Origin of the sequence: Agrilactobacillus yilanensis (assembly GCF_003946725.1) — a bacterium.
Classification (GTDB): Bacteria; Bacillota; Bacilli; order Lactobacillales; family Lactobacillaceae; genus Agrilactobacillus; species Agrilactobacillus yilanensis.
In genome coordinates this window covers 1-25,831 of record NZ_RHOY01000024.1, presented here as the reverse complement: position 1 = coordinate 25,831, position 25,831 = coordinate 1, and the positions used below count along the sequence as shown (strand labels likewise).

17 protein-coding genes, 5 tRNA genes and 1 rRNA gene are annotated in these 25,831 nt (G+C 40.9%); 2 read left to right on the top strand and 21 right to left on the bottom strand.

Annotation, left to right across the window (positions count from 1 at the left end):
* Positions 1 to 4 precede the first annotated feature (4 nt).
* From EKM93_RS12605 to EKM93_RS12585, 5 genes are all read right to left on the bottom strand, one after another.
* On the bottom strand, positions 5 to 1,300 hold the full coding sequence (locus EKM93_RS12605; RefSeq protein WP_125715932.1) for an alkaline phosphatase family protein: 1,296 nt from the start codon (positions 1,298 to 1,300) through the stop codon (positions 5 to 7).
* Positions 1,301 to 1,609: 309 nt separating this feature from the next.
* Entirely contained in the window at positions 1,610 to 4,282 is a 2,673-nt protein-coding gene (locus tag EKM93_RS12600) for a cation-translocating P-type ATPase (protein ID WP_125715931.1), read from the bottom strand.
* A 212-nt stretch (positions 4,283 to 4,494) separates the two neighbouring features.
* Positions 4,495 to 5,325, bottom strand: coding sequence for an ammonia-dependent NAD(+) synthetase (nadE, locus tag EKM93_RS12595; protein WP_125715930.1), 831 nt, complete (start codon positions 5,323 to 5,325; stop codon positions 4,495 to 4,497).
* A gap of 15 nt (positions 5,326 to 5,340) precedes the next feature.
* On the bottom strand, positions 5,341 to 6,816 hold the full coding sequence (locus EKM93_RS12590) for a nicotinate phosphoribosyltransferase (protein ID WP_125715929.1): 1,476 nt from the start codon (positions 6,814 to 6,816) through the stop codon (positions 5,341 to 5,343).
* A 92-nt stretch (positions 6,817 to 6,908) separates the two neighbouring features.
* Positions 6,909 to 7,991 carry a glycosyltransferase gene (locus tag EKM93_RS12585; RefSeq protein ID WP_125715928.1) on the bottom strand — a complete coding sequence of 361 codons (1,083 nt, stop codon included), beginning with the start codon at positions 7,989 to 7,991 and terminating at the stop codon, positions 6,909 to 6,911.
* Positions 7,992 to 8,066: 75 nt separating this feature from the next.
* Between EKM93_RS12585 and EKM93_RS12580 the strand changes: the two genes are divergently transcribed.
* The gene (locus tag EKM93_RS12580; RefSeq protein ID WP_125715927.1) at positions 8,067 to 8,792 is read left to right on the top strand and encodes a WecB/TagA/CpsF family glycosyltransferase; all 726 of its coding nucleotides are present in this window, start codon (positions 8,067 to 8,069) and stop codon (positions 8,790 to 8,792) included.
* Between the two features lie 65 nt (positions 8,793 to 8,857).
* On the opposite strand, the gene EKM93_RS12575 is transcribed toward EKM93_RS12580, so the two are convergent.
* The 7 genes from EKM93_RS12575 to EKM93_RS12545 all read right to left on the bottom strand — a co-directional run bounded on the left by EKM93_RS12575 (position 8,858) and on the right by EKM93_RS12545 (position 20,893).
* Positions 8,858 to 10,285, bottom strand: coding sequence for a flippase (locus EKM93_RS12575; RefSeq protein WP_125715926.1), 1,428 nt, complete (start codon positions 10,283 to 10,285; stop codon positions 8,858 to 8,860).
* Between the two features lie 6 nt (positions 10,286 to 10,291).
* Complete coding sequence (gene glf, locus EKM93_RS12570; protein ID WP_125715943.1) at positions 10,292 to 11,407, bottom strand: UDP-galactopyranose mutase; 1,116 nt, start codon at positions 11,405 to 11,407, stop codon at positions 10,292 to 10,294.
* A gap of 30 nt (positions 11,408 to 11,437) precedes the next feature.
* Positions 11,438 to 12,337: a glycosyltransferase family 2 protein gene (locus tag EKM93_RS12565; RefSeq protein WP_164507095.1), complete on the bottom strand. Its 900-nt coding sequence runs from the start codon at positions 12,335 to 12,337 to the stop codon at positions 11,438 to 11,440.
* A gap of 16 nt (positions 12,338 to 12,353) precedes the next feature.
* The gene (locus tag EKM93_RS12560; protein ID WP_125715924.1) at positions 12,354 to 13,934 is read right to left on the bottom strand and encodes an O-antigen ligase family protein; all 1,581 of its coding nucleotides are present in this window, start codon (positions 13,932 to 13,934) and stop codon (positions 12,354 to 12,356) included.
* A gap of 494 nt (positions 13,935 to 14,428) precedes the next feature.
* On the bottom strand, positions 14,429 to 15,130 hold the full coding sequence (locus EKM93_RS12555) for a GntR family transcriptional regulator (RefSeq protein WP_125715923.1): 702 nt from the start codon (positions 15,128 to 15,130) through the stop codon (positions 14,429 to 14,431).
* 16 nt (positions 15,131 to 15,146) lie between these two features.
* Complete coding sequence (gene nagA / locus EKM93_RS12550) at positions 15,147 to 16,289, bottom strand: N-acetylglucosamine-6-phosphate deacetylase (protein WP_125715922.1); 1,143 nt, start codon at positions 16,287 to 16,289, stop codon at positions 15,147 to 15,149.
* A gap of 260 nt (positions 16,290 to 16,549) precedes the next feature.
* The gene (locus EKM93_RS12545) at positions 16,550 to 20,893 is read right to left on the bottom strand and encodes a 2-hydroxyacyl-CoA dehydratase (RefSeq protein WP_125715921.1); all 4,344 of its coding nucleotides are present in this window, start codon (positions 20,891 to 20,893) and stop codon (positions 16,550 to 16,552) included.
* A 216-nt stretch (positions 20,894 to 21,109) separates the two neighbouring features.
* Here EKM93_RS12545 and EKM93_RS12540 point away from each other — a divergent pair, with 216 nt between their 5' ends.
* On the top strand, positions 21,110 to 21,751 hold the full coding sequence (locus EKM93_RS12540) for a TetR/AcrR family transcriptional regulator (RefSeq protein WP_125715920.1): 642 nt from the start codon (positions 21,110 to 21,112) through the stop codon (positions 21,749 to 21,751).
* Between the two features lie 159 nt (positions 21,752 to 21,910).
* Here the strand turns inward: EKM93_RS12540 and proC are convergent, their stop codons facing one another.
* From proC to rrf, 9 genes are all read right to left on the bottom strand, one after another.
* Positions 21,911 to 22,702 (bottom strand): pyrroline-5-carboxylate reductase, encoded by a 792-nt coding sequence (gene proC / locus EKM93_RS12535; protein ID WP_125715919.1) that lies wholly within the window; start codon positions 22,700 to 22,702, stop codon positions 21,911 to 21,913.
* A gap of 84 nt (positions 22,703 to 22,786) precedes the next feature.
* A tRNA-Gln gene (locus EKM93_RS12530) sits at positions 22,787 to 22,858 on the bottom strand.
* Positions 22,859 to 22,863: 5 nt separating this feature from the next.
* Positions 22,864 to 22,944, bottom strand: a tRNA-Tyr gene (locus EKM93_RS12525).
* Between the two features lie 62 nt (positions 22,945 to 23,006).
* A complete protein-coding gene (locus EKM93_RS12520; RefSeq protein ID WP_225423717.1) occupies positions 23,007 to 23,840 on the bottom strand; it encodes a metallophosphoesterase in 834 nt (277 codons plus the stop codon).
* A 17-nt stretch (positions 23,841 to 23,857) separates the two neighbouring features.
* Positions 23,858 to 25,333, bottom strand: coding sequence for a peptide MFS transporter (locus EKM93_RS12515; RefSeq protein WP_125715918.1), 1,476 nt, complete (start codon positions 25,331 to 25,333; stop codon positions 23,858 to 23,860).
* Positions 25,334 to 25,465: 132 nt separating this feature from the next.
* A tRNA-Thr gene (locus tag EKM93_RS12510) sits at positions 25,466 to 25,538 on the bottom strand.
* Between the two features lie 7 nt (positions 25,539 to 25,545).
* Positions 25,546 to 25,617: transfer RNA gene (locus EKM93_RS12505), tRNA-Glu, on the bottom strand.
* A 58-nt stretch (positions 25,618 to 25,675) separates the two neighbouring features.
* Positions 25,676 to 25,748, bottom strand: a tRNA-Asn gene (locus EKM93_RS12500).
* Between the two features lie 6 nt (positions 25,749 to 25,754).
* Positions 25,755 to 25,831, bottom strand: a 5S ribosomal RNA gene (gene rrf / locus EKM93_RS13845); the annotation flags it as partial.

Below are 25,831 nucleotides of genomic sequence, written 5' to 3'. Positions count from 1 at the left end.
CCCCCTAATCTTTAAAGACAGCGTCAATGCACTGCCCTGCTAGAGGTTCGGGAAATTGTAAGCCTAAAAGCCGCGCAAAAGTAGGGGCTTCATCAACGAGCTGGGCTTGATCTACGGTTTGTCCAGCCTGAATCGCCGGCCCACTGAAACAAATTGTTGTTTGATAATCTTTTTTATCAGGATCATAGCCATGCACGCCGTGATAACGATCTGGCTGACCTAGACTTTGAGGCTCAACATCTTCCACAATTTGCGGCCGGTGACTTTCATCGGTAAAGTAATAACCCGCTTTAGCTTCCAACATGAACGTACAGTTTGGATCGGCCCCTCGTTTTGCGGCTTGTGTGCCGGTGTAAAGCTTCTCCACGCCAGTCACCGTCGTTAATAAACTTTGCAGCTGCGCTTTTTCAGTGAAATCAGGTTTGGTATAAATATAAGTTGAGCCGTCACAAGTTTTGGCCATCACTTGCCAATCTTTTTCAAAAGTTTGATCGGCCCTAGGTGTCAACCAGCCTTTTTGGGCAAATAATGTGTTCAGATGGATCATTTTAGAAACATTAATTTGATAATGATCGCCTAAAATGACAAAGTTTGTATCTTTGTAGGTGCCTGCTGCTTTTGTTGCCGCAACAATTTGCCCCACATGCTGATCCAGTCGTTTTAAAGCGGCCATGGCTTCTTTAGAACGCACACCATAACGATGCCGCATACTGTCCATGTCCACAAGATGAATCAATGTTAAATTGGGCTTTTTGTGCGTTATCGTATCCACCGCACAAGCCGTGATGAACGTATCCAGCTCGGGCTGTTGAATCCCTTTGCGTAATTTGCCATATTTACGATCCATTTCTAATAGAAATAAAGGCGAGCTGGCTTTTAAAGAAACTAAAACTTGATTTGTCCAGATGCGATTCGGAAAGATTTCTGCCAAATTATAAGTAATTTTGCTGCCGGCAGTAACCGGCCATAAAAAGGCGGCTGTTGTTAGTCCTTTTTTACGCGCTAAATCGTACAATGTCGGTGATTTGACGCGTTTTTGGTACCAATACCAATCCGGAGACGGCCGATTGGGCTGAATCAACGTATTATTAACAATACCGTGGGTTTTTGGGTATTGCCCGGTGATAATAGTGGTATGCGACGGATAGGTTAAGGTGGGATAGATGCCCGTTACTGATTTAACCCAAGTGCCCCGCTGAAATAATTTATTTAAAATTGGTAATTCACTTAAATGATCTCGAATATCCAAGTAACCTAGCGAATCCAAAGAGATAATTACTAAATGCTGATTTGTTGTCACATTATTTCCTCCTTTTTATGACACAAGAGTAATTATAACCTAAGTCAGTTTAAAAGGAGGTTATTTTAACCGAAAACAAAAAAGCTTTGAGAAAATTAAACTCTCAAAGCTTTTTTTGTGAAGCGAAAACCTACTTACGGCACAGGTCTAGGTTAGTGCTCGAGGCTTTCCCGCTCTAGTTCGCGCTCTAAACGCGTTCCAAGCTACTGACAATTTACATAACTACGCCTTACTCACAAGCCGAGTTCGGGCTTATGTCGTAAGGCTAGGTTATGTGCATTGTCAAACCGTAGCTTGTCACGCTCTGTTTTATTCTCTGCCCATTCTTCTCTGAACAAATTTTACAATTTCAACAATAACTAAGATGGCGATGCCGGCGGTTAAGACGGCGGACCATTGGACAAGATTTAAAGTGGTTACGTGGAACAGGCTGTTAAATCCTGGGATCGCAATGGTTGCCCCTAGTAAGATGAAGGAGCCTAAGATGGATAGATTAAAGGCTCTGTTGGCGAATGGATGAATTGAGAATAGTGATTGGTGAATGGATTTGACGTTAAAGGCATGGAATAGCTGGATTAAGCCAAGGGTTGCATAGGCCATCGTTAAGGCATCCGCATGAATCTCAGCTTGCGTTGTATGCACTGGGAAATTGATAGCCCAGAGATAAACACCTAGTGTCAATAGACCTTCTAAAATACCTTGGTATAGCACTGAAGAGGCTACCCCACCGGAGAAGAAGTTCGAATTTCGACCTCGAGGTTTCCGGTCCATAATCCCAGGTTCAGTTGGTTCTACCCCTAAGGCGATTGCTGGGAAAGTATCTGTTACTAAGTTAATCCACAGTAATTGTACTGGTTTTAAAATATCCCAACCCATTAAGGTCATCATAAATAAAGTTAAAACTTCCCCTAAGTTGGCAGATAACAAGTATTGAATTGATTTTTGAATATTGGCAAAGACTTTTCGGCCTTCTTCAACGGCGACGACAATTGTCGCAAAGTTATCATCGGCTAAGACCATATCACTGGCCCCTTTAGAAACTTCAGTCCCGGTGATCCCCATGCCGATCCCAATATCTGCAGACTTCAAGGCCGGTGCATCGTTAACCCCGTCCCCAGTCATTGCAACAACTTTACCTTTGGCTTGCCAAGCGCTGACAATACGCACTTTATGTTCCGGGGAAACTCGGGCATAAACGGAATATTGATCCACTTTTTCATCAAATGTTTTCTCGTCCATGTCATCTAATTCAGCCCCAGTAATCACGGCTTCGTCATGTCCTGGTTCCACAATGCCGAGTCGAACGGCAATTGCTTCTGCTGTAACTTGATGGTCCCCAGTGATCATGATTGGCCGGATACCCGCAGATTTTGCTTTAGCTACGGCATCTTTAGCTTCTGGCCGTTCTGGATCAATCATCCCGACTAAACCAGAGAAAATCAAATCATTTTCTAAACTATCGCTAGAGATTTCATCTGGCAATGTATCAATAAACTTATAAGCCATCGCCAAAACCCGTAATGCGTTTTTAGCTAAGCTTGTATTCACTTCTAAAATCGTTTGTTTTGCGGCATCGTCTGCAGGTACGGACTGCCCGTCTTTTTCGATTTGCGTTACCCGTTTCAGCAATTGATCTGGTGCCCCTTTAACAGCCACAAATAATTTGCCGTCTGCTAATTGGTGTACAGTTGTCATCAATTTACGTTCAGAATCAAATGGAACTTCCGCAACTCTAGGTTCCCCTGCAACAACGTCAGACACATTAAACTCATGATCAAACCCATATTGAACTAAAGCTGTTTCGGTTGGATCCCCTAATAACTTGCCATCTGTTTGAATTTGCGTGTCATTGCTCATCGTCATAACCCGTAATGTGGTATTATCTGTCGCAATATCCGCGCTAGCTTCTTGTAATTGACCATTTGTATAAACTTTTTCAACGGTCATTTGGTTCATCGTTAACGTCCCTGTCTTATCAGATGCAATAATATCTGTGCTTCCTAAAGTTTCCACAGCAGGTAGCTTACGGACTAAAGCACTACGCTTGGCCATCTTTTGCGTCCCCAGGGCCAAAATAATGGTGACAATCGCTGGTAAGCCTTCTGGAATCGCTGCAACGGCTAAGGAGATAGAGACTAACAACATGTCAATCCAGCTGGCTTCACCACGTGCAAAGCCGACAACAAACATAATTGCAGCAATAATCAAAATTAAAATGGTTAATGTTTTACCAAGTGAATTTAAATTATCTTGTAATGGGGTGCTATTTTCTTTAGCACTGTTTAACATCCCTGCGATTTGCCCGACTTGGGTATGCATCCCTGTCCCGACAACAACTCCGACCCCACGGCCGTAAGTCACATTACTATTCATGTAAGCCATATTGGCCCGATCACCTAAAGGCGCATCTTCAGCAATAGTGGCATTAAGATCTTTTTCAACGGGTACAGATTCCCCGGTTAATGCGGCTTCTTCAATCTTTAAAGAAGCGGCTTCAATTAAACGTAAGTCTGCAGGGACAACGTCACCGGCTTCTAGTAAAACGATATCTCCGGGAACGAGTTTTTCACTGCTGACCGAGCTCACGGCATTATTCCGCCGCACCCGCGCTTCTGGGGTGGCCATCTCTTTTAAAGCATCAATGGCTTCTTCAGCTTTTGATTCTTGGATCACACCCATAAAGGCGTTGATCAAAACAACGGCTAAGATAATTAGTGCATCGGCCCATTCTTGCGCCACCGCACCTGAAATTACAGCAGCTACCAATAAGACAATAATCATAAAGTCTTTGAATTGATCGAAAAAACGTTGTATTTTGGTTTTCCGTTTGCCCTCTGCTAAAGCATTAGGGCCATATTTTTCCAAACGTTTTTGAATCTCCGCGTCGCTTAACCCCTGTGCGGTACTCTGAAATTGTTTTAAAACATCTTCAGCAGATTGGGCGTAATACTTTGGTCCTTGATCTGTTTTTTGTTCAGCCATTCAACTAAACTTCCTTTCGTCTATAACTTCTTTTACAGGCAATAGGCAAAAAAAGACTCATGTGCCGCCTATCGCCTAACACACAAGTCTCACTAATTATGATAACACCAGAGTACAAACTCTTGTTGACGATGTTACCGCGGTGGTCCCGCCAGTTACTCCCCTATGATTTAATCACATTATAGCCTATTAAATCTATTTTATGCAACTAATTATTCCGTTTTCCAAAAATCATCAAATACAGTAATTGGTAAATGACGCTTATGTTGGGAACGCAAATAAATTTGTTCTAATTTTTCAGCAGCCGCTGGATCAATGGTTTTACCTTCTAAATAATCATCAATCTGATTATATGTTAACCCCAATGCCGTTTCATCTGGCAAAGCTGGCCGATCTTCTTCTAAATCAGCAGTGGGCGCTTTTAAATAGAGATGTTTCGGTGCATCTAAAGCTTGCAACATTGCCTTACCTTGCCGCTTATTTAAGCGATACAATGGGGTCACATCTGCAGCACCATCCCCGAATTTTGTATAAAAACCGGTAATGTTTTCAGCCGCATGATCAGTTCCCACAACGACCCCCTTCATTTGGCCAGCAATGCCAAATTGAGCGGTCATCCGTACCCGGGCTTTAATGTTCCCTTTATTAAAATCACTGATAGTCAATTGGTTATCTGTTAATGCTTGCGCTAAAGCATCAACCGCTGCTTTAATATTGACGTGCATTACTTGATCCGCCTGCATAAAGGCAATCGCATCCATGGCATCTTGTTCATCAGCTTGGGCACCATAGGGCAAGCGTACAGCGATAAATTGATACTCAGGATCCTTCGTTTCTGCCCGTAATTCAGTGACTGCTAATTCCGTCAACTTTCCAGCTAACGTGGAATCTTGGCCGCCAGAAATCCCTAAAACATAGCACTTTAAACCCGTTTTTTTGAGATAAGCTTTCAAAAAATCAATCGAGCGCCGAATTTCTTGTTCAGGATCAATAACCGGTTTCACTTTTTCTACCGCAATAATTTCTTTTTGTAAAGGCCGCATCAGACCACACCTCTTCTAATCTCTAGCCCCGGTTTCTCGAGCTACTTTGTTACGTACCTTCTGAATATAATCCATTTTATGATCCCACAAACGCTTGGATAAATCCACTGGATACTCTTGCGGATTCAAATCTCGTTTGTATTCATCCCATAAGGAATCTAAATTCTGTTGACGATAAGCCCGGATTGCTTGTAAATCTGGCAATTGATACACTAATGTCCCTTTGTCAAAAATCGTCTGCAATAATGGCCGCGCCGTAAAGTCTTTTAGAATTTTATTAATATAAGTATACGTTGGATGGAACATGAATAATTCGGACTGTAGTCGAGGATCTTCATGCCATAATGCGATGTAGTCCCCTTCTGATTTGCCATCTTTCAAATTATTCGTAATTCGCCAAACTTGTTTTAAGCCCGGTGTTGACACCTTTTCAGCATTGCTGGATAGTTTGATCGTATCGACCATCTCACCATTGCTGTCCTCAATTGAAACTAATTTATAGACCGCACCTAAAGCCGGTTGATCAAATGCTGTAATCAGTTTCGTGCCAATGCCCCAGACGTCAATCTTAGCCCCTTGCATTTTTAAGTTCTGAATCGTTTTTTCATCGAGATCATTAGACGCATAAATTTTGGCCTCTGTAAACCCAGCAGCATCTAATTGTTGGCGAACCCGTTTGGAAATATAAGCCATATCCCCAGAATCAATCCGCACCCCTTGGAAATTAATGGCATCGCCCATTTCCTTAGCAACTTTAATCGCACTTGGTACCCCACTGCGTAAAGTATCGTAAGTATCTACTAAAAAGACACAGTCATGATGGGTTTGCGCATAAGCTTTAAAGCCTTCATAATCACTGCGGTATGTCTGAATTAAAGAGTGGGCGTGGGTCCCAGAAATTGGCATGCCAAACATTTTGCCTGCCCGCACATTACTCGTCGCATCAAAGCCGCCGATATAAGCTGCTCTTGTGCCCCAAATCGCCGCATCTAACTCTTGTGCCCGCCGAGAACCAAATTCCATAACTGGATCGTCACCAGTAACGGACTTAATCCGAGCCGCTTTGGTTGCAATCAATGTCTGATAGTTCAAGATATTCAAAATTGCCGTTTCCACTAGTTGGCACTGTGCCAATGGGCCTTCCACTTGGAAAATCGGTTCATTATTAAACACCAAATCGCCTTCAACTGCTGAGCGAATCGTACAGGTGAATTTCAAATTTTTTAAATAATCTAAAAAAGCTTCCGGATAATCTTCGACTTCTTTTAAATAAGCGATATCTGAATCTGTGAAATGTAAGCCTTGAACGTAACGAATCACCCGTTCTAATCCGGCAAAAATGGCATAGCCGCTGCCGAACGGATTTTTTCTAAAATAAGATTCAAAAACCGCATGACGTTCAGAAATCCCCTTTTGCCAGTAGGTTAACATCATGTTGATCTCATACAAGTCGGTGTGCAATGCTAAGCTGTCGTCAGGATAGTTATACATATCAATGATACTCCTTATAGATTACAAAATTGAGTTCAGTAAATTTTATATCATTATACCGCTTTACTATTTTTTTACAAATTCACAAACTGCTAATCTTGTGCGGCTTGATATAACGTCACCATTTTTTTGGCTAAATGATCCGCTGAAAAATTATTGGCCGCAAATGTCTTAAATGATCGGCCCCGATTCGCCAAAATTCCGGATTGATATTCATCATAGGCCTCATTTAAGCACTTAATCAAACCAGCTTCATCCCCAGTTTTGAAAATCCAGCCAATATCAGCATTGGGAATCACCACTTCATCAGAGCCTACATTCGTCGCAATAGCCGGCAATTCATAGTTGGCAGCCTCCAGTAGCACCGTGGGAAACCCTTCTGAAGTTGATGGTAAAACAAACAAGTCTGCTTTTTCATAGTAAGGCTTGGTATTCTCTGTAAAACCGGCAATATCCGTTTTATCTTCAATCCCCAAAATCTTAGCTTGGGCTTTTAAGTCTGCTTCCAAAGGGCCATCCCCTAAAATTGTCACCCGATAATCAAACTTAACTTTAGCTAAGGCACTTAATAAGAGCGCTTGATTCTTAACATACGTTACCCGCGCCACATTCAAAATATTAAAAGTCTCATGGGCAGTCTTATCAACAGGCGCCTCAAAGAAGTTAATCGCATTAAAAATTGGCGTCATTTCGTCATCTTTAATACCATAACTGGCCAATTCATCATGAAAATAGTTTGTGATCAAATATAAATGTTTCGCCCGTTTCAACGCACCAACATTTAACTTATAAAAGAGCTTGCCTTTCAGACCACCCTTAGGAAAATCTACTTTTGGTTCACTATGTACGGTGACCACCCAAGTTGCTGGAATTTTTTTATAAATCATGCGCGTCAATACATTCGCTCTAGGGCCATGGGTATGGACAATATCAAAATGATGATCAATCACAAATTGTTGATACTGCTTAACAACACTCGTATCTAATTGTGATTTTTGAGCAATAATCGTCGTTTTAACATGATGCTCTCTGGCCATTTGGGCGACCGCACTATCTTCAAACACCAACAATTCAGCCTGTGTATCCTCTAACTTATTCAAAGCCCCAATCAACTGCACCATATGGGCACGGCCACCGCCAGTTTCATTACCAGCATTAACGATTAATATTTTCAAAAAAATCCCTCCGCAAAAGTATATTTCAATTTTAAATTTGCTATAATAAAGCCAATATCAGTAAGGAGTGAGCAAATGGCTTTTCCCACAGTCCAGATTATGGACGTTCCCTTTATTAAAGCAACAAACCGAGCATTCTTAGAACAACTACAACAAGACATTACGCAAAAAAATCGGCGTTTTATTGTGACCGCTAATCCTGAGATCGTTTTATATGCCAAAGATCACCCAGATTATTTGACAACGATTAAAGCCGCTGACTATATTACACCAGATGGTATCGGGATAATCAAGGCAAGCACCGCTTTGAAGACGCCTTTACCAGAACGCGTTACCGGCTACGACACAATGATTGCCCTTTTAAAAAAGGCCGATCAGCAGCACTTAAAAGTTTACCTCGTTGGCGCTAAGCCGGAGGTCATGGCAAGAGTCGTTACCAAAATTCAAACCACTTATCCGGGTATTGACCTTTGTGGCTATCATGATGGCTACTTTAAAGATGATACTAAAATTTTAGCCGACATCAAAGCCCAACAGCCGCAACTGGTTTTTGCCGGTCTAGGCTATCCCAAACAAGAGCTTTGGATCAAAGAAAATTATCATTTGACCAACGGTATTTGGATGGGTGTCGGCGGTAGTTTTGATGTTTTATCCGGCTTAACCAAACGGGCACCAAAATTTTGGCAGGATCTACATTTAGAATGGTTTTACCGCTTATTAAAAGAACCCACACGTTTTAAGCGCATGTTAGCGATTCCTAAATTCATGTTGCTTATTCGACAAGAAAAATCTAAAAATTAATATTTTACAAAAATAAGGCTGTACAAAACGAAGGTTTTGCATTCAGCCTTATTTATTTTTAAAATCTATGCTTTTTTTCGCTGACGCAAGAAGTCTTTTGCTGTTTTTAAAACTTGTGGTCGTAAAATAAAGATGAGCACAAAATAAATTACAATGCCAATTGCTACTTCAACAATTAATTGTTTATAAGTCATTATCCAGCGATCATGTAGGAATCGTACGCCGATAAACATGATAATACCGCCTAAAAAGTACTTCCATTGATCTTGGAATAACTTTGAAATTTTCACTTGCTTACGAATGGCAAAAATTTGATATAAGGTTACCGCAAATTCTGAGATAACAGTGGACACCATTGCGCCCGGCGTCTGCCACAGCATAATCATTGGAATATTCAAGACAATATTTGTCCCGGCCCCAAAGATAATTGAAATCGTATATGCCCGATTTTGATGCGTGGCCATTAAGTATTGAATCCCAATGACATTACTCCAAGCAATCAAAATCACCACCGCCGCTTCAATAACAATTAGCGTGCCCACCTCACTAAAGGCTTTACTTAAATATAAAACCGCAAATTTAGGCGCGATCGCCGCTAGTCCAAAGGCTAAAGGCACTGCTAAAAAGCTGGCAAATTGAAAGGCTAAGTATAAATACTTACGGACCCCAGCCTCATCTCCTTGGGCATAGGCATTGGCGGCGTGGGGCAACATTACTGTCGCCACTGCCGTCACCACCGACAGTAATATCTTAGTGATATTATCCGCGTAGTTATAAAACCCAGAAGCACTCACTGAAACCATCAAGCCCACCATTGTTTTGTTTAATAAAACATAAACTTGAGTGGCTACTTGTGGAATCAGCAGACTTAGAGATTCTAAGAAATGTTTTTTGTAAGTTAAATCTTTGAATATCGGCCGATCCACGTAACGTTTTAAATAAGGCCACAACGTTAAATTGCCAAACAAAGTGGAGCCGGCGACGATTAAAATATAAACGGTTAAATCACTGCGCTGTTTGACTAATGTAAAAATCAGAATCAACGATAATAATTTAACAATAAAATTTCGAATTACGGTAATTCGGAAATTTTCAAAGCCCATGAACAAATAAGAAACATCCAGCATGGCCGCAATAATGGCTAACCCTTGGGCTAAGTAGTATGGTCGGTAATTCCCCGTAAACGTTAAAAAGATGAAGAAAGCCACCATCGCCACAATAATTGTGACTAAACGCATGAAAAAGATGCTCCAAAACGCATCTGTTGTGGCTTTACGATCTTTACGTAAATACGCAATTTCTCGATTACCGTAAAGAGATACCCCTAAACTACCTAACAAAATAAAGTACTGAACATTGGAATACGTAAACGCATAAATCCCATTGTTGGTCTGCCCCAACACCCGGGTAATATAAGGCATTGTAATAACCGGCACAATAATCAAAAAGAGCTGGTAAAATGCGTTCCAGAGATAATTTTTAAGAACTTTCATAAACTTCTAGTCTTTAAATTCCCTTCCCGCAGCTTGTAGTGCAGACAAAATAACTTGGTCCATATTAAAGTACTTATATTGGCCTAAGCGACCGCCGAACAAAACATTGGCCGCTTCTTTTTCCGATAGATCCCGATATTTTTTAAAGAGCGTATCATTCACTTGATTATTTACCGGGTAATAAGGTTCTGCCCCTTTTACCCAATCTTGTGGATATTCGCGGGTAATCACGGTTTTATTCTTACGGCCTTTGCCAAATTCAAAATGCTTATGTTCAATAATTCTCGTAAATGGTGTTTCTGCATCAGTGTAGTTTACAACCGCATTGCCTTGATAGTTATCCACATCTAGCACTTCTTGTTCAAAACGCAGACTACGATAAGCTAAGGCTCCGAATTGGTAATCAAAGAACTGATCGATCATGCCGGTATAAATAACCCGGTCATAATCTTTTAAATAGCCGGCTTTATTATCAAAAAAGTCTGTATTCAAAGCAACTGAAATTGCCGGATCATCAATTAATTTTTCAATGATCTGGGTATAGCCGCCAATAGGAATCCCTTGATAAGGGTCATTAAAGTAGTTGTTATCATAAATATAACGCACTGGCAGCCGCCGGATAATAAAGGCTGGTAAATCAGTAGCTTTTTGGCCCCATTGTTTTTCGGTATAGCCTTTGACCAATTTCTCATAGATATCCGTACCAATCAGTGAAATAGCTTGTTCTTCTAAGTTTGTCGGCTTTTTACCATTCAAAACTTGCCGTTGCGTTTCAATTTTGGCTTGTGCTTCCTCAGGTGTCCGCACACCCCACATTTTATTAAATGTGTTCATGTTAAACGGCATATTATAAATTTCGCCTTTGTAGTTAGCGACAGGTTCATTCGTATAGCGGTTAAATTCCGCAAACTGTTGAACATAGTCCCAAATTCGTTTTTGGCTCGTATGGAAAATATGTGCCCCATATTTGTGTACTTGAATACCTTCAATTTCTTCAGTATAAACATTCCCGCCAATATGGTCCCGGCGTTCGATCATATGCACACTATGCCCATGTTTCACAGCTTCATTGGCAAAAACTGCCCCAAATAGCCCCGTTCCGACAACTAAATACTTCATGATTGCTCCTTTCACGACCACAACGTCGTTTGCCTACTTATTAGGATATTCAATCTGCGGTTTAAACACAATGCCCGCAAACAAACCATGTAAAATTAAACCCATCCGTTTCAAGCGTTTGTTAGGACTCACAAAAGGTACTTTAACTAACGTGACTAACGCCCGGGCCCAATGCCCGAAGACAAAGCGGCCGCCACGTTTTTTAGAAATATAATATAAATTGCGATAGTTATAGAAAAAACGGCCTAAGCGATTAGGGTCTGCTTCGGTCAAAATATCCACTGGTAAATTTTGATTCATTTTGTGGATAACCACGCTGTCGGAAACAAAATAACCATTTTTATGCAGTTTGGTCATCGTAATCCGCAAGGTATATTCAAAATCATCCCCCCAGATAAAGAAGTCTGAAATCGGATAACCGACAGCTTCAACAACTTGCCGCGGAATCATTACCGAGACAAAAGAGCAGCTTTCCACATTAATTAGCCCTTTTTCAGCGATTAAATTCCAAGCTGTCTTTTTAACGTTTGGAATATTCATCAATGTTGGTTCATCATTGGTCCATTTAACATTGCTGCATAAGAAACCGTAGTCTTCAACTTTAGCACCACCAGCCAACATTTTTTCTAACGTGTCCGGCACTGGAATCGTGTCATCATCCATAATCCATACCGCATCATCATCAGTCTGGGTCATGAATTGCTTCATCCCAGCATTAAAGCCCCCAGCCCCACCTAAGTTAGTCTCCGTTCGTAAAACTAAGACATCCTCTTGGGCCTTTAAGAAGGATTCTGTCCCGTCTGAAGAATGATTATCCACAACGATTATATGGCTCACCGGTGTTGTCTGCGCCCGGATTGCTTCTAAGCACTCTTTAAATAAGGCCAATTTGTTAAAGGTCACAATTACTGCTGCTACTTTTAAGTCTGTCATTTTTCCACCATTTATTTTATTTTTTAGGGCCGCCGCTAATAAAACTAACATGCGAGAAGTCCCGTCGATCTTGATCATTGCGTAAACTATATAGGAAGTGGCCTTCCACAAAGGCTAAAATTGTCGATTCTGACAAAAAGTCTAAGACGTTACCGCTATAAAACGAAATACTCAAAATTAAGGCTAACCCAAATAACAAGGTCACATTCCAATAAGTCATCAATCGTTGCCGGTATCTTAACATCAAATAAATGCCGTAAAGCATTAAGAAGACATAAGGCATGACGAGCAATAAGACGCCGATGTAACCCATACTATACCATTGAGAAACAAAATCTCTTTCTAGGTTAAAAGCATAGTTCATTCGTGTATATGAAATCCCCAGCCAATTATCTAGCTTGTTGTTGTTTACCTCTTTGATACGATCCAGCTGTGCCTGTTCTAGTTTTCTAAAATTAGCCCGATCTGCTGCTGGCCAATTCATCATAATGTTATACCAAAATTGTGGATCAACTTTATAAGAATACCCGCCCTCCACAAATTTTGCTTGTAGGCCGTATTGTGCATAGTTATTTTTAATAACCGGCGCTAAATCCTTTTTGGTGCCTTGAGCGGCGGCTTGAAATTGTTGTTTTAAGACGGCATCGCGTTTTTTAGCAGCGGCTTTACTGCCCTCGCGGCTAGTAACTACAATATTATCCACTTGCTGCCGATTTAAAGTTGGAGAGTAGGGTAAAATGACTCCCGACAATATGATAAATACTGAAAAAACGGCTAAAATAGCCTTATTCAGACGTTGTCCCTTATCAAAATAGACAAATAGTAAATAGATACCTAGTGAACCAAAAAGGGCTAGAATAACCCCTAAAGTTGCTGTTTTAGTCCCTAAAATAAACATTGCCCACAAATGAACACCAACTAGCAGTACTGAGCGCCAATTAAAATGCGTAATCATATAGTAAAACAAAATCGGTGCTAACAGTAATTCTAAAGCAGAAACGGCATTGGCGTAATAAAAGAAGCTTTTAGCCGCCGTATCCCAATACGTAAAACCACTGTTCACATCAAACCAGCTAAAGAAGTTCCCATTAATCCAGTCACTGCCATAAGAGGCTAAAGCCACGCCAATTAAGTCTGTCACAACAATACTGCCAGATACTAAAATGGTTAAGCCTACAATAATTTTCAAGAACAGCTCTCGATTGATATTGATCTTATAAGCCATAATTATGACAAATAATGGAATAACCATGCGAACTAAATAGAAGAGTTCCCCACTTAAAGAGTACCCCAGCATATTGCCGCCGTAATTGTAAAAGTGTTGGGCGTTATAGACATGAAAGGCAAAGTAGACGAGTAAAATGACGCCATAACCAATGATAAACCAAGTCATTTTTTTATTACGCTCACTATAAAGGAACAATAGGCCTAATACAAAAATAAATAGAATTCTGACGATTGTTGGGATTGCAAAAGAAATCATTTTAGATAGCGGTGGAACGTAGAAAAAGTAAATATCCAAAAACGGCTGTAAAATGATAAACAGCATGAATAGATTTTTGGTGATTTTTTTATATTTATTAGTGGTAGTAACCATTGTTTCGCTGTTTCCTCCTGGAAATTAAAAAGTCCTTCAAAAATTCTATCATAAATTAACGTATTAAGCGAATTACTTTGCCAATGTTATTGTGCTTTATTATAGTCTGTCTATTCATAAATATGCAAAATAAATGCTGTAGTTTTTGGAAACAAACGTTCTAGCTTAAGGCATAAAAAAGGGTCTGGTGAACAAAAGTAGTTTTTGTTCCAGGCCCCAAAAATTAATGTTTTAATTTTCAAAGATATTTTTTTAAACGCGTTTACTAGAGCAAAGCTCTCACCTAACTACGAATCCCTTGTGTGTCTGACGACACCCTGCAAGATTCTAGGTTAGTGTTCGAGGCTTTCCCGCTCTAGTTCACGCTCTCTTCCATAAACGCGTTTCAAAAGAGCAAAGCTCTCACCTAACTACGAATCTCTTGTGTGTCTGACGACACCCTTCAAGATTCTAGGTTAGTGCTCGAGGCTTTCCCGCTCTAGTTCACGCTCTTTTTATCTTTCTAGATAAAATTCAAATCTTGATCCAACGTACTGTGTCCGGACGTATTCAAATGGTCGACCGGATTGTAGAAAGGAAACTTGCCGTAATTTTAAGATTGCGTCATTACGTTTTATCTTTAAATAATCCGCAATTCGTTCAGAGGCAAGTGTTGCACTGACGGTTTGCTGTGCGCCGCCTAATTGATAGCCACCTTTTAATTCCAAAACATGATATAAAGAAGCCGTGACTTCTTCTTTAGAAAAGCCTTCTACTAAATCAGCCGGTACGGCCGCAGTTTCAAAACTAATTGGAATGCCATCTGCATAACGGATTCGTTCCATTCTTAAAACCTGATTTCCCTGTGGCAATTCTAAACGTTTGACCTCGCTCAATGTTGGGCTAGCCAAATGATAGGATACCGTCTTACTGGAAGGTACCTTGCCTTGTGCTTGCATCAGATCTGTAAAACTAGTTGTACCAGACATTCTTTCTTGAACTTTACGGCTGGCAACATAGGTTCCAGAACCAACATGGCGTTCCAAAATACCTTCATCCACAAGGGTTTGAATTGCTTGCCGTAAAGTCATTCGACTGACGCCAAATGTTTTAGCAAGTTCTCGTTCCGCTGGGATTCGTTGGCCTATATGCCACTTACCATCTTCAATATCTGTTCTGATTTTATTGTGAATCTCAATATATATCGGCGAACGCATTCCTGTCACTCCTTAATTATTCGGCGTGATGCGCTTGACCGAAGCTATAAGTCTCTTGAAGCTTAAAGGCACTGTCGAATAAGTTCATATCTGCATCTTTACCAGGGATGATGTAACCTTTTTGAGTCAAGTTAAATTCTTTGGCTTGGTTACCACTGGACATCTTGACAGCGTCAGCTACAGAGCAGCCGGTAAAACGCATGATGTTTACAAAAGCATCTGGGTATTGTAAGACAGAGCCAGCTAAAGTGCCATCTGCTAAACGGGCTTGTTTGTCTTTAACAAAGACCTTTTGGCCGCCGAGTTCACTTTCGCCTTCAGGCATCCCCTTAGCCCGCATAGAGTCCGTTACTAATTCGATCCGATCAACACCCTTTAATTCTAGAGCTAATTTGATCATATCTGGGACAATATGGAAGCCGTCACAGATCAATTCCCCAGTCATACTGTTTTCCAGCATGGCATGGCCTGTAACGCCAGGTTCACGATGTTTGAATTCACGTTGGGCATTATATAAATGTGTCACGTGGGTTGCTTTACTTTGCATCATTTGCGCTCTAGTGGCATTACTATGACCTACTGAAGGTACAATGCCGTGAGATAAGCAATAATCTTCAAAAGCAGCCGCGCCGTTATCTTCTGGCGCATAAGTGATTAATTTGATCATGTTGCCAGATAATTCATTCCAGTGAGCCAATAGCTTTGTATCCGGATCCTTGATGTATTCTTCAGGTTGTGCCCCTTTGAATACAGGTGAAATAAATGGACCTTCTAAGTGAATCCCTTGAATTACTGGATTCTTAGCTGCAGCTGCCTTAACACCAGCCATCGCATGTTCAATATTATGATCAGATTGGGTCATTGTTGTTGCAAATAACGTTGTAACCCCTTCATTGGTCATCATTTTTTGAGCCATTGCCGCGATCTGATCTGCATCCCCATCCATTGCGTCATAACTATAACCACCATGGGCATGGACATCAATAAAACCAGGTACGATAACCCGATCTCTCAAAATCTCAACATCATCGCCGGCTTGGGCTTGATATTCAGAAGCTGGGCCAACATTCAAAATCTTGTCTGTGAAACGAACATAACCGTCTTCGATCTTTTCTTCGCCAGTATAAATAACCGCATGTTTCAATACTTTTGCACTCATGCTGCCACTCCTCTTTGTTTGTCATTCTCAAGTTCAGTATAACCGGTATAGACCAAAAATGCAAAACTTTTTAGAGTCAATGTCAATTTAATGCTACAGCTGCTTAAATCCAAAAAAATACGCTAATACCGCACATTTGCGCATCAGCGTATTTTCAAATCAAACTTCTAGCTTCAGCGAGCACATCCGTTGTTATCTTTTTAACGAATCTACCTTCTACATTATACCTAGAAAGTCATAAAATTAAAATCAAAATTGAACTAATTGTCCCGAGAATAAGCAGTCACGACACTATGGTTCTCATCTCGCCGTGTTGTAATCGAAGCAGAATCGTTACTTTCTTCTAAACTCTCGGCCAAATTCTTGTTGGCAGAAGCTAACATTAGGCGAATCCGATTTAATTGGTTTACAACAGAGACACCAGGATCATAGTCAATTGGCGCAATATTTGCCTTAGGATACTGCCGACGTAACTCTTTAACGACCCCTTTACCAACGACGTGATTTGGTAAGCAGCCGAATGGTTGCATGCAGATAATATTGTCGACATTTTCATCTAGCAGTTCGATCATCTCACCGGTCAAGAACCAGCCTTCACCAGTTTGATTCCCTAAGTTCAGCACTTTGCTAGCAGAATCTGCCAAATCTTCAATATTAGCACTGCGCCGGAAACGTTTAGAATTATCAAAGGCCTTTGTCATCGGTTTTTGCAGTTGATTGATCAGTTTAATCCCCGCATTCGCCAAAATTTCTGACTTCAATGGCATCCCGAATTCACTGTGCTTAATCCGCTGGTTATACAACGAATAGTTCATAAAGCCGGCGATATCAGGCACCACCGCCTCGGCACCTTCTTTTTCTAAGAGATCCACAACATTATTATTAGCAATCGGTGAATACTTCACTAAGATCTCACCAACAATCCCGACTCTAGGCTTTTTCACATGCCGCAGAGGCACCGTGTCAAAATCTCGAACAATTTCTTGGACATTTTTACCGAATTCTCTCAAGCTACCATTACGCACATTATCTTGAACCAATTGAATCCAATTTTCGTGCATCTTATTAATTTGACCCGGTTGTTTTTCATAAGGCCGTGTCCGATAAACAACTTGTTCAAATAAATCACCGTATAAGAAAGCCACAGCGATACGTTTCATCATCTTAGGTGACAGCTTAAAGCCATCCCCGGTCTTTTCAGTCCCCTTATTCCCCATGGATAGAGAAATAACCGGCACTTGTCCAAAGCCCGCATCCCGCAAAGCTTTACGAATCAACGGAATATAGTTCGTTGCCCGGCAGCCACCACCAGTCTGCGTCATCAAAACCGAAGTATTATGCAAATCATAATCGCCGCTCTTAAGGGCTTCAATCATTTGACCGATAGAAATAATTGCTGGGTAACAAGCATCATTATTTACATATTTCAGACCCTCATCTACGGCACCAGGATCTTGAGCCGGCAACGTTACCACCCGATAGCCAGATTCTTTAAGGGCGATATCTACCAAGCCGTCTTGATGGATTGGGGATAGCATCGGAATCAAGATAGTATGTGTTTGCCGCATTTCCTTAGTGAATGGAATTGGTTCAGGCATGTCATACAACTTCTTAGGCGCAATCTGTTGTTTTTGCCGTTCATTGATGGCTGCTTTCAAAGACCGTAACCGAATCCGAACAGCCCCCATATTGGAACCTTCATCAATCTTCAAAGCCGTATAAAGTTTATTGTGCTGCGCCAGAATTTCATTAACCTGGTCTGTTGTAATCGCATCTAGCCCACAGCCAAAGGAATTCAACTGAACTAATTCCAGATTAGGTTCCTTAGCCACCACTTCTGCTGCCGCATACAACCGAGCATGATAAACCCACTGATCCACAACCCGCAAACCGGAGACATCCCCTAAATGCGAAATACTGTCTTCTGTTAAAACATGAAAACCTTCTTGCGTAATAATTTGTGCGATCCCATGGTTAATTTCAGGATCCAAATGATAAGGTCGGCCAGCCAAAACAATGGCATGCTCCCCCTTTTCGTGAAGCCGCATTAATACATCCTCACCGCGACTTTGAACTTTGTGCTTAAAGTTATCTAACTCAGCTAATCCCTTTTCAAAAGCCGTTTTAACTTCCGTTTCAGAAACACCATAATCTTTAAATGTTTCAAAAAGGTTCTTCACGGCTGACTTTTCATCCGCCAAATTCAAATAAGGATTACGATAATCTACTTGACCATCCCGAATTTCATCCACATTATTACGAATAACATCAGAATAACTTTGAACAATCGGACAATTGAAATGATTACGGGCCTTACTATTTTCTTCCCGTTCATAAACAACACCAGGATAAAAAATAGTTTGAATGCCCTTATTGATCAAGGCCATAATATGCCCATGGGTTAACTTCGCTGGATAACAAACCGTATCACTTGGAATTGTCTCAATCCCCTGTTCAAATAAATCTTTATCTGAACGTGGTGACAAAACCGCCCGAATACCTAGTTCTTTAAAGAAAGTTGCCCACAATGGGTAGTTTTCATACATATTTAATACTCGGGGAATACCAATGGTGCCGCGCGTTGCTAACTTTTTGCGTAATGGCCGATAACCAAATAGCAATTTATATTTTTCATCGACTAAATTAACCATCTCATTGGCTTTTTTCAATTCAACCTTCATGCCCCGGGCTTGGCCCCGTTCGCAACGGTTCCCTGTAACAAACCGACGGCCGTCATTAAAAATAGTCACTGTCAGCTGGCAGTTATTTTCGCAAAGGCCACAATGCATATATTCTTTTTCAGAAGTGAAAGCAGCCATTTCTTCACTGTTTAATAAAGTGGTGACGTCATTTTCTTGATAGTTTTCCTGGGCAATAATTGCTGCCCCATAAGCCCCCATCAAACCGGCAATATTTGGCCGAATGACTTCACAGCCACTAATTTGTTCAAAAGCCCGCAGAACCGCTTCATTATAAAAAGTCCCACCTTGGCAGACAATGTGCTGCCCTAAATCTTCAGGCCGACGCACTTTAATCACTTTGTACAATGCATTTTTGATAACAGAATAAGACAAGCCGGCAGAAATATCACCGATGGTTGCCCCTTCTTTTTGAACTTGCTTAACTTTTGAGTTCATAAATACCGTACAGCGTGAGCCTAAATCAGCAGGTTGTTTCGCCAATAAAGCGACTTTTGCAAAGTCTTTCACATCATATTTCAAAGATTCCGCAAAAGTTTCAATAAAGGACCCACAACCTGAAGAACAAGCTTCATTCAATTGAATGGTGGACAGCGCATTATCTTTAATGTGCATGGCCTTCATATCTTGGCCGCCAATATCTAAAATAAAGTCCACATCTGGTTGGAAGAAGTGGGCCGCTTTATAATGGGCCACGGTTTCAACTTCACCCACGTCAGCCCGTAAAGCGTTTTTGATTAATTGTTCCCCATAACCGGTGGTACAAACTTTACCGATGGTTACGGTATCCGGTAATTTACTATAAAGATCGTCTAGGATAGCCATTGTTTTTTTCAATGGATCCCCATCATTTTTGTCATAATACGTATACAATAATTTATGATCGGTGCTCATCAAAGCGACTTTAGTCGTCGTAGACCCCGCATCAATTCCTAGAAAAGCCACGCCTTGATAATCTGCTAATGGCTGACTTTCGACTTTTGCTTGGGCATGCCGAGCTCTAAAAGTATCTAAGTCTGCTTGCGTTTCAAATAATGGTGGCAGCGTATCGCTTATTTTCAAAGCATTACCGTCATCATTTACCAAATTGGCTAATAACCCAGCTAAGGTCGTTACCGGCTGATCTTCTGCATAAAAGGCAGCCCCCTTGGCAACAAATAATTGAGGTGAATCTGGAAAAATCACATCTTCAGGTTGCAAATTTAACGTATCAATAAAGCGTGCCCGTAATTCACTCATAAAGTATAAAGGCCCACCTAAAAAAGCAACCTTGCCCCGAATTTTTCGACCAGAAGCTAAGCCCGCGATTGTTTGGTTAACAACCGCTTGAAAAATACTAGCTGCAATATCTGATTTTGAAACCCCATCGTTAATTAAAGGCTGGACATCCGTCTTTGCGAACACCCCACAACGAGAAGCAATTGGATAAATATGCTTAAAATCTTTAGCTAATTCGTTAACCCCATTGGCATCCGTCTTCAATAAGCTGGCCATCTGATCAATAAAAGCCCCGGTACCGCCAGCGCAACTACCATTCATTCTTTGTTCCATCGCACCATCAAAGAATGTAATTTTGGCGTCTTCACCGCCCAGTTCAATGGCCACATCTGTCTGTGGAATCAAAATTTCTACAGTCCGTGTACAGGCAATGACTTCTTGAACAAATTCAACTTTCAAAACTTCCGCTAAGCCCATACCGCCAGAACCAGTAATCGTGAATTGAATTGGTTGATCTAGGCCAATCGTTTGGCTTGCTTCCGTCAAAATTTTCTTTGTCGCCGTTTTTACATCCGAATAATGGCGTTGGTAAGTTTCATAAAGTGAACGATTGCTCTCGTTCATGATCACTAATTTTACGGTCGTAGAGCCAACGTCAATACCACCGCGCAATGTTTGTTGTGTCATCATAATCCCTCCAAAGCCTTGAAAACGAGTGTTGAATAACCAACACTATGTTTGTTATACTTATACTTGTTAAGTTTATAACAACCTGTCTAAAAAACAATAAGCAATCTTTCCAGAATCATTACATATACAACAATTCCAATTGAAATGTTGTCTAAACAATTAAAAAATTATTCTGTTGATGTTATATTTTTATTTTATATAAGGAGATTATAAATGGCTAAAAAACAGGACTTACGGGTTATTCGAACACGTAAAATGATTGTCGACGCTTTCATCAAATTAGTTCAAGAAAACGGTTTTGAAAATTTAACCGTTCAAGAAATCGCTGATGAAGCCATGATCAATCGCGCCACCTTTTATGCCCATTTCAAAGACAAACAAGACCTTTATCACTACGTCTTCTCTTTTGCCTTAGATTCTATTAAAGAAGTTTTGAGCATTGAAATTCTGACGACTGATCATAAGGTAGACATCAGCAACGTTGAAAATATGTTATCTCGCTTTTTCAGGCTGGCCCAAGATAACCGTGGCTTCTTCAAGATTTTGACCAGCAGCAACAATACAACAACGCTAACGGAAACCTTGCGTAGTGTTTTACAAGAACGTTATGCTGAAATTTTTGATAATTTGGAAATCAAACAAGGTCAAACACTGATTCCAACCAGTTTTATCATTGATTATATGACTTCAATTTTTGTAGGTATCTTGCACTGGTGGCTCAATAATAATAGTGATTTTTCACCGGAACATATGGCTAAATTAGTCATTCAGCTCATTGCTAACGGCCATCTTACCGTGATGGGCGTGGAGATGACCTATGATCCATCGCACTTAGATAAACCCGATAATGCTTAAAAAAAACCAGCGATTACGATAATCGCTGGTTTTTTGTGTTGTTTTTTTGGAATAGGTTGGTTTTCTTACATGCTCTGAGTAAACAAGCGCTCACTTAACCCCAAATGACTCACAGGCCAAGACCGGGTTTATGTTGGCGCATCGCCAAACCGCCCCTTCTCACGCCCTGTCTTTATTTATAGTGGCGTCGATGCCTTTAATAACGCTGGTCATAAAGCCGTTTTCTTCCATGGCCAATAAGCCAGCTACAGTGGTACCGCCAGGGGAGCAGACTTGGTCAATCAAATCAAACGGCGAACGGCCGTCTTCTAATACCATCTGGGCACTGCCTTTAACCGCTTGAGCGGCGATTTCTGTAGCTTGTGCCTTGCTCAAGCCATATTTTACCCCCGCCCGGGCTAAACTATCAATGAATAGGTAAATAAACGCAGGTGAGCTGCCAGCTAGCGCAACGAATGTGCTAAAATGCTGCTCTGGCAGTTCCGTCACAGAGCCAATTTTTTCAAAAATTCCTTTAACCGTCGCTAACCCCGTTACTTGACTCGCGGCATTCCCAGTGATTGCTGTCATACCTTGGTTAATTTTAACATTTACATTTGGCATTAATCGAACAATGGCCAAGTCAGAGATTGCAGCGGCGGTACTTAATTGGGCCACTGAAATACCGGTCAGTACAGAAGCTAAGATCTTTTCTTCAGTTAAGGCAGGTTTAATTTCTGTAATTACAGTTTCATATAAAGCCGGTTCCACAGCTAAAATAATTACATCTGCCTGTTGCGTCAAAGTAAGATTACTGGCTACAGCCTGAATCCCCTTACTTTGCGCATAGGCCTCATAGTGGTTTGGATGCGCACTGTGAATCAAAAGTTCTGATGAGGGTACTTTGGCAGTTAACAGACCCTCAATCATTGCCTGAGCCATATTACCAGCACCTATAAAGCCAATTTTCATAAGATCTCTCCTTTTATTTTCAAAAAAAATCGATAACAAAATTAATTGTCATCGACTATATGAGTGATTTATAAACGGTAAAAATTGGGTTAGCTGGATTCGAACCAGCGCATGATGGAGTCAAAGTCCATTGCCTTACCGCTTGGCTATAACCCAATAAATGGAGGAGAGTGGATTCGAACCACCGAACCCGAAGGAGCGGATTTACAGTCCGCCGCGTTTAGCCTCTTCGCTACTCCTCCATAAGTGTTACTTATCGTAACCGACTTAAATATAATACTAAAATATCAGGAAGAATGCAACCTTATATTTGAATTATTTGCAAAGTTTTTTGCCATTCCTGCATAAAATTCGAACTAGACCATTCATTGATTCTTTTTAGACCATATCCCACCGGTGCTGTATGATAAGTAACCCCCATTAATGTTTTGGGCTTTTGCCGTAAATGCAAATGTCCAAAAATCACATGCTCAATTTGATATGCCTGGATTAAGTCCCCTAATCTCTGGCTGCCCATCAAGGCAGTTGCCATATTCCAATAAGTACGATCCGGTGTATAAAAAATATAAGCTTGTTGCGGTACAAAGTGTGTGATAAAAATAACTTTTTTATGTTCTTGTTTTGCAAGCATGAACTGTTGATGCACCATATTCAAAACTTGCTGCATCAGCCTTAAATCATCAGCCCGCCCTTGGATACCACCATCAATCCAATAGGCATTGCGCCAACGACTGAAATCTGCTGCCGTTTTCGCTTTTTGAGCCGTTAACGGACTGGCATAAGTATAATCATACCAGCCGTTGTTGCCAATAATACGATAATTCGTCCCCGGAATATCTACAAATTTTTGATGCAAATAAGCCGGTTCAATTGGCAACTGTAGCTCCGGATAAGTGAACCCATTCACCATTTCATGATTGCCGGCAATGAAGTAAATTTTTACAGCTTTGCCGACAATTTGTTGCATCTTTGCAACATAGTCCTGGGTCTTCGTAAAATCATTGAACTGATCACCGGCAATTAGATAATAATCAATTTTTTGTGCGACTAAATATTGTGCCTGTGCCTGCAGCACGGTATCAATATCTAATTTATTCACATCCAGATGATTATCACTAGTTGTGGCAACTTTTATCAATTATTTTACCTCATAACCTATTTAATACCTTGCATTAGATTTCTAATTCTAGGGACACCAACGAATAAAATAACCCCGAAGGCGACTACAATTGCGCCGTAGACCCCAAAATACATTGCTGCTGAATGTACTGAATACAATTTAACAACTTGGGCGTTGATAGCTTGCGCCATGGCATCACCTAAGAACCACATACTCATCATTTGAGATTGGAAAGCTTTTGGTGCTAATTTTGTTGTTGCAGAAAGGCCGATTGGTGAAATTAACATTTCGGCAATAATAACAATAGCCCAACTCAAAACTAACCACATTGCATTAGATAATTTTTGTCCATTTAAAGTTGTTGGTAAGACCATTAAGACATAAGAAAGCCCTGCAAAGATCAACCCTGTTGCAAACTTGGCTGGTGTAGATGGTTGCCGTTTGCCTAATTTTGTCCAAATAATAGCAAAGATTGGTGTATAAACAATGATAAAGAATGGATTTAACATTTGGAACCATGAAGGTAATAGTTCGATCCAACCTAAATTTAGTTGCGTTTGATTCGCAGCAAATAATGCTAAAATAACTGAGCCTTGTTCTTCGATTGACCAGAACAGAACACTGGCAAAGAACAATGGAATATAAGCCCAAATTCTAGAACGTTCAACTTTAGTCGTTTTCTTACTTGATAACATTAAGATGAAGTAGAAGATCGGTAAAGCAACCCCAATGGCACTAAACACATTGACGATCATCCCAATATTTAGACTGCCGGCAATTGCTAAGCCGCCAAAAACAACGACGAATGCAGCAACAATTAAAACAATGTTACGAATAACTTTAGGTCGTTCTTCTGGTGTAATTGGATCTGTTGGATGTAATGAACTTTCGCTCAAATACTTGCGACCACCAAAGTAATATTGAAGTAAACCAAAGAACATACCAATAGCAGCGATAGAAAAGCCCAAATGGAAGTTAACCTTTTGGCCGACAGTCCCAACAATTGCTGGTGCTAATAATGATCCTAAGTTAATCCCTAATACGAAAATACTAAAACCAGTATCCCGGCGGACATCTTCAGGGGAGTATAAAGTCCCGACCATTTCAGAGATATTTGGTTTCAATAAACCAGTCCCCAAAACGATTAAAACAATAGATACATATAATGCACTCGCGCCAAATGGCAATGCCAATGCAATATGCCCGAACATGATTAAAACCCCGCCCATAAACACGGTTCGGCGACTACCCAACAAACGGTCAGCAATAAATCCACCAATAACCCCGGCTAAATAAACTAAGGAACCGTAAATCGCCATGATTGATGCTGCAGTTACCTGGTTAAAGCCCAAACCGCCTTTTTCTACCGCATAATACATGTAGAATAATAAGATGGCCTTCATGCCGTAGTAACTGAAGCGCTCCCAGAACTCTGTCATAAACAGGGTCGAGAGCCCTCTAGGTTGCCCTAAAAAAGTTTTCTCCTTCTTCTCCACAAAAATACCTTCCATTCTAAATAATGTTTTTACGAATGAGTTGCTAAATTATGCCCATAAACTAAAACAGGCGAAAACCAAAGCCGATATGTCGGTATTGGTTCTCGCCTTTTATGTTTATGATCAAATGTATAACTTTATTCGCAATGCCGGCTGCAGGACTTGAACCTGTGACCCTCGGTTTACGATACCGATGCTCTACCAGCTGAGCTAAGCCGGCCTATCGATGACCCCTACGGGATTTGAACCCATGTTACCGCCGTGAAAGGGCGGTGTCTTAACCACTTGACCAAGGGGCCTTACATTTTACCTTAAAAAGATATAAAAAAAGCGGCTAATAGGTTAGCCGATATATGACTCCGGTTGTCAGACTCGAACTGACGACATCTTGATTAACAGTCAAGCGCTCTACCGACTGAGCTAAACCGGAATAAAAGCGCGGCGACTTCCTAGTCTCGCAGGTAGTTTCCCACCAACTACATTCGGCGTTAAGAAGCTTAACTACTGTGTTCG

What these genes read in the sequence shown, in the direction of transcription:
- EKM93_RS12575 (WP_125715926.1), bottom strand. Translation starts at nt 10,285, where the DNA reads ATGAAAGTTCTTAAAAATTATCTCTGGAACGCATTTTACCAGCTCTTT.
- EKM93_RS12555 (WP_125715923.1), bottom strand. Translation starts at nt 15,130, where the DNA reads ATGCGTTCGCCGATATATATTGAGATTCACAATAAAATCAGAACAGAT.
- EKM93_RS12515 (WP_125715918.1), bottom strand. Translation starts at nt 25,333, where the DNA reads ATGGAAGGTATTTTTGTGGAGAAGAAGGAGAAAACTTTTTTAGGGCAA.
- EKM93_RS12600 (WP_125715931.1), bottom strand. Translation starts at nt 4,282, where the DNA reads ATGGCTGAACAAAAAACAGATCAAGGACCAAAGTATTACGCCCAATCT.
- EKM93_RS12565 (WP_164507095.1), bottom strand. Translation starts at nt 12,337, where the DNA reads ATGACAGACTTAAAAGTAGCAGCAGTAATTGTGACCTTTAACAAATTG.
- EKM93_RS12540 (WP_125715920.1), top strand. Translation starts at nt 21,110, where the DNA reads ATGGCTAAAAAACAGGACTTACGGGTTATTCGAACACGTAAAATGATT.
- proC (WP_125715919.1), bottom strand. Translation starts at nt 22,702, where the DNA reads ATGAAAATTGGCTTTATAGGTGCTGGTAATATGGCTCAGGCAATGATT.
- EKM93_RS12545 (WP_125715921.1), bottom strand. Translation starts at nt 20,893, where the DNA reads ATGACACAACAAACATTGCGCGGTGGTATTGACGTTGGCTCTACGACC.
- EKM93_RS12580 (WP_125715927.1), top strand. Translation starts at nt 8,067, where the DNA reads ATGGCTTTTCCCACAGTCCAGATTATGGACGTTCCCTTTATTAAAGCA.
- EKM93_RS12590 (WP_125715929.1), bottom strand. Translation starts at nt 6,816, where the DNA reads ATGTATAACTATCCTGACGACAGCTTAGCATTGCACACCGACTTGTAT.
- nagA (WP_125715922.1), bottom strand. Translation starts at nt 16,289, where the DNA reads ATGAGTGCAAAAGTATTGAAACATGCGGTTATTTATACTGGCGAAGAA.
- EKM93_RS12560 (WP_125715924.1), bottom strand. Translation starts at nt 13,934, where the DNA reads ATGGTTACTACCACTAATAAATATAAAAAAATCACCAAAAATCTATTC.
- nadE (WP_125715930.1), bottom strand. Translation starts at nt 5,325, where the DNA reads ATGCGGCCTTTACAAAAAGAAATTATTGCGGTAGAAAAAGTGAAACCG.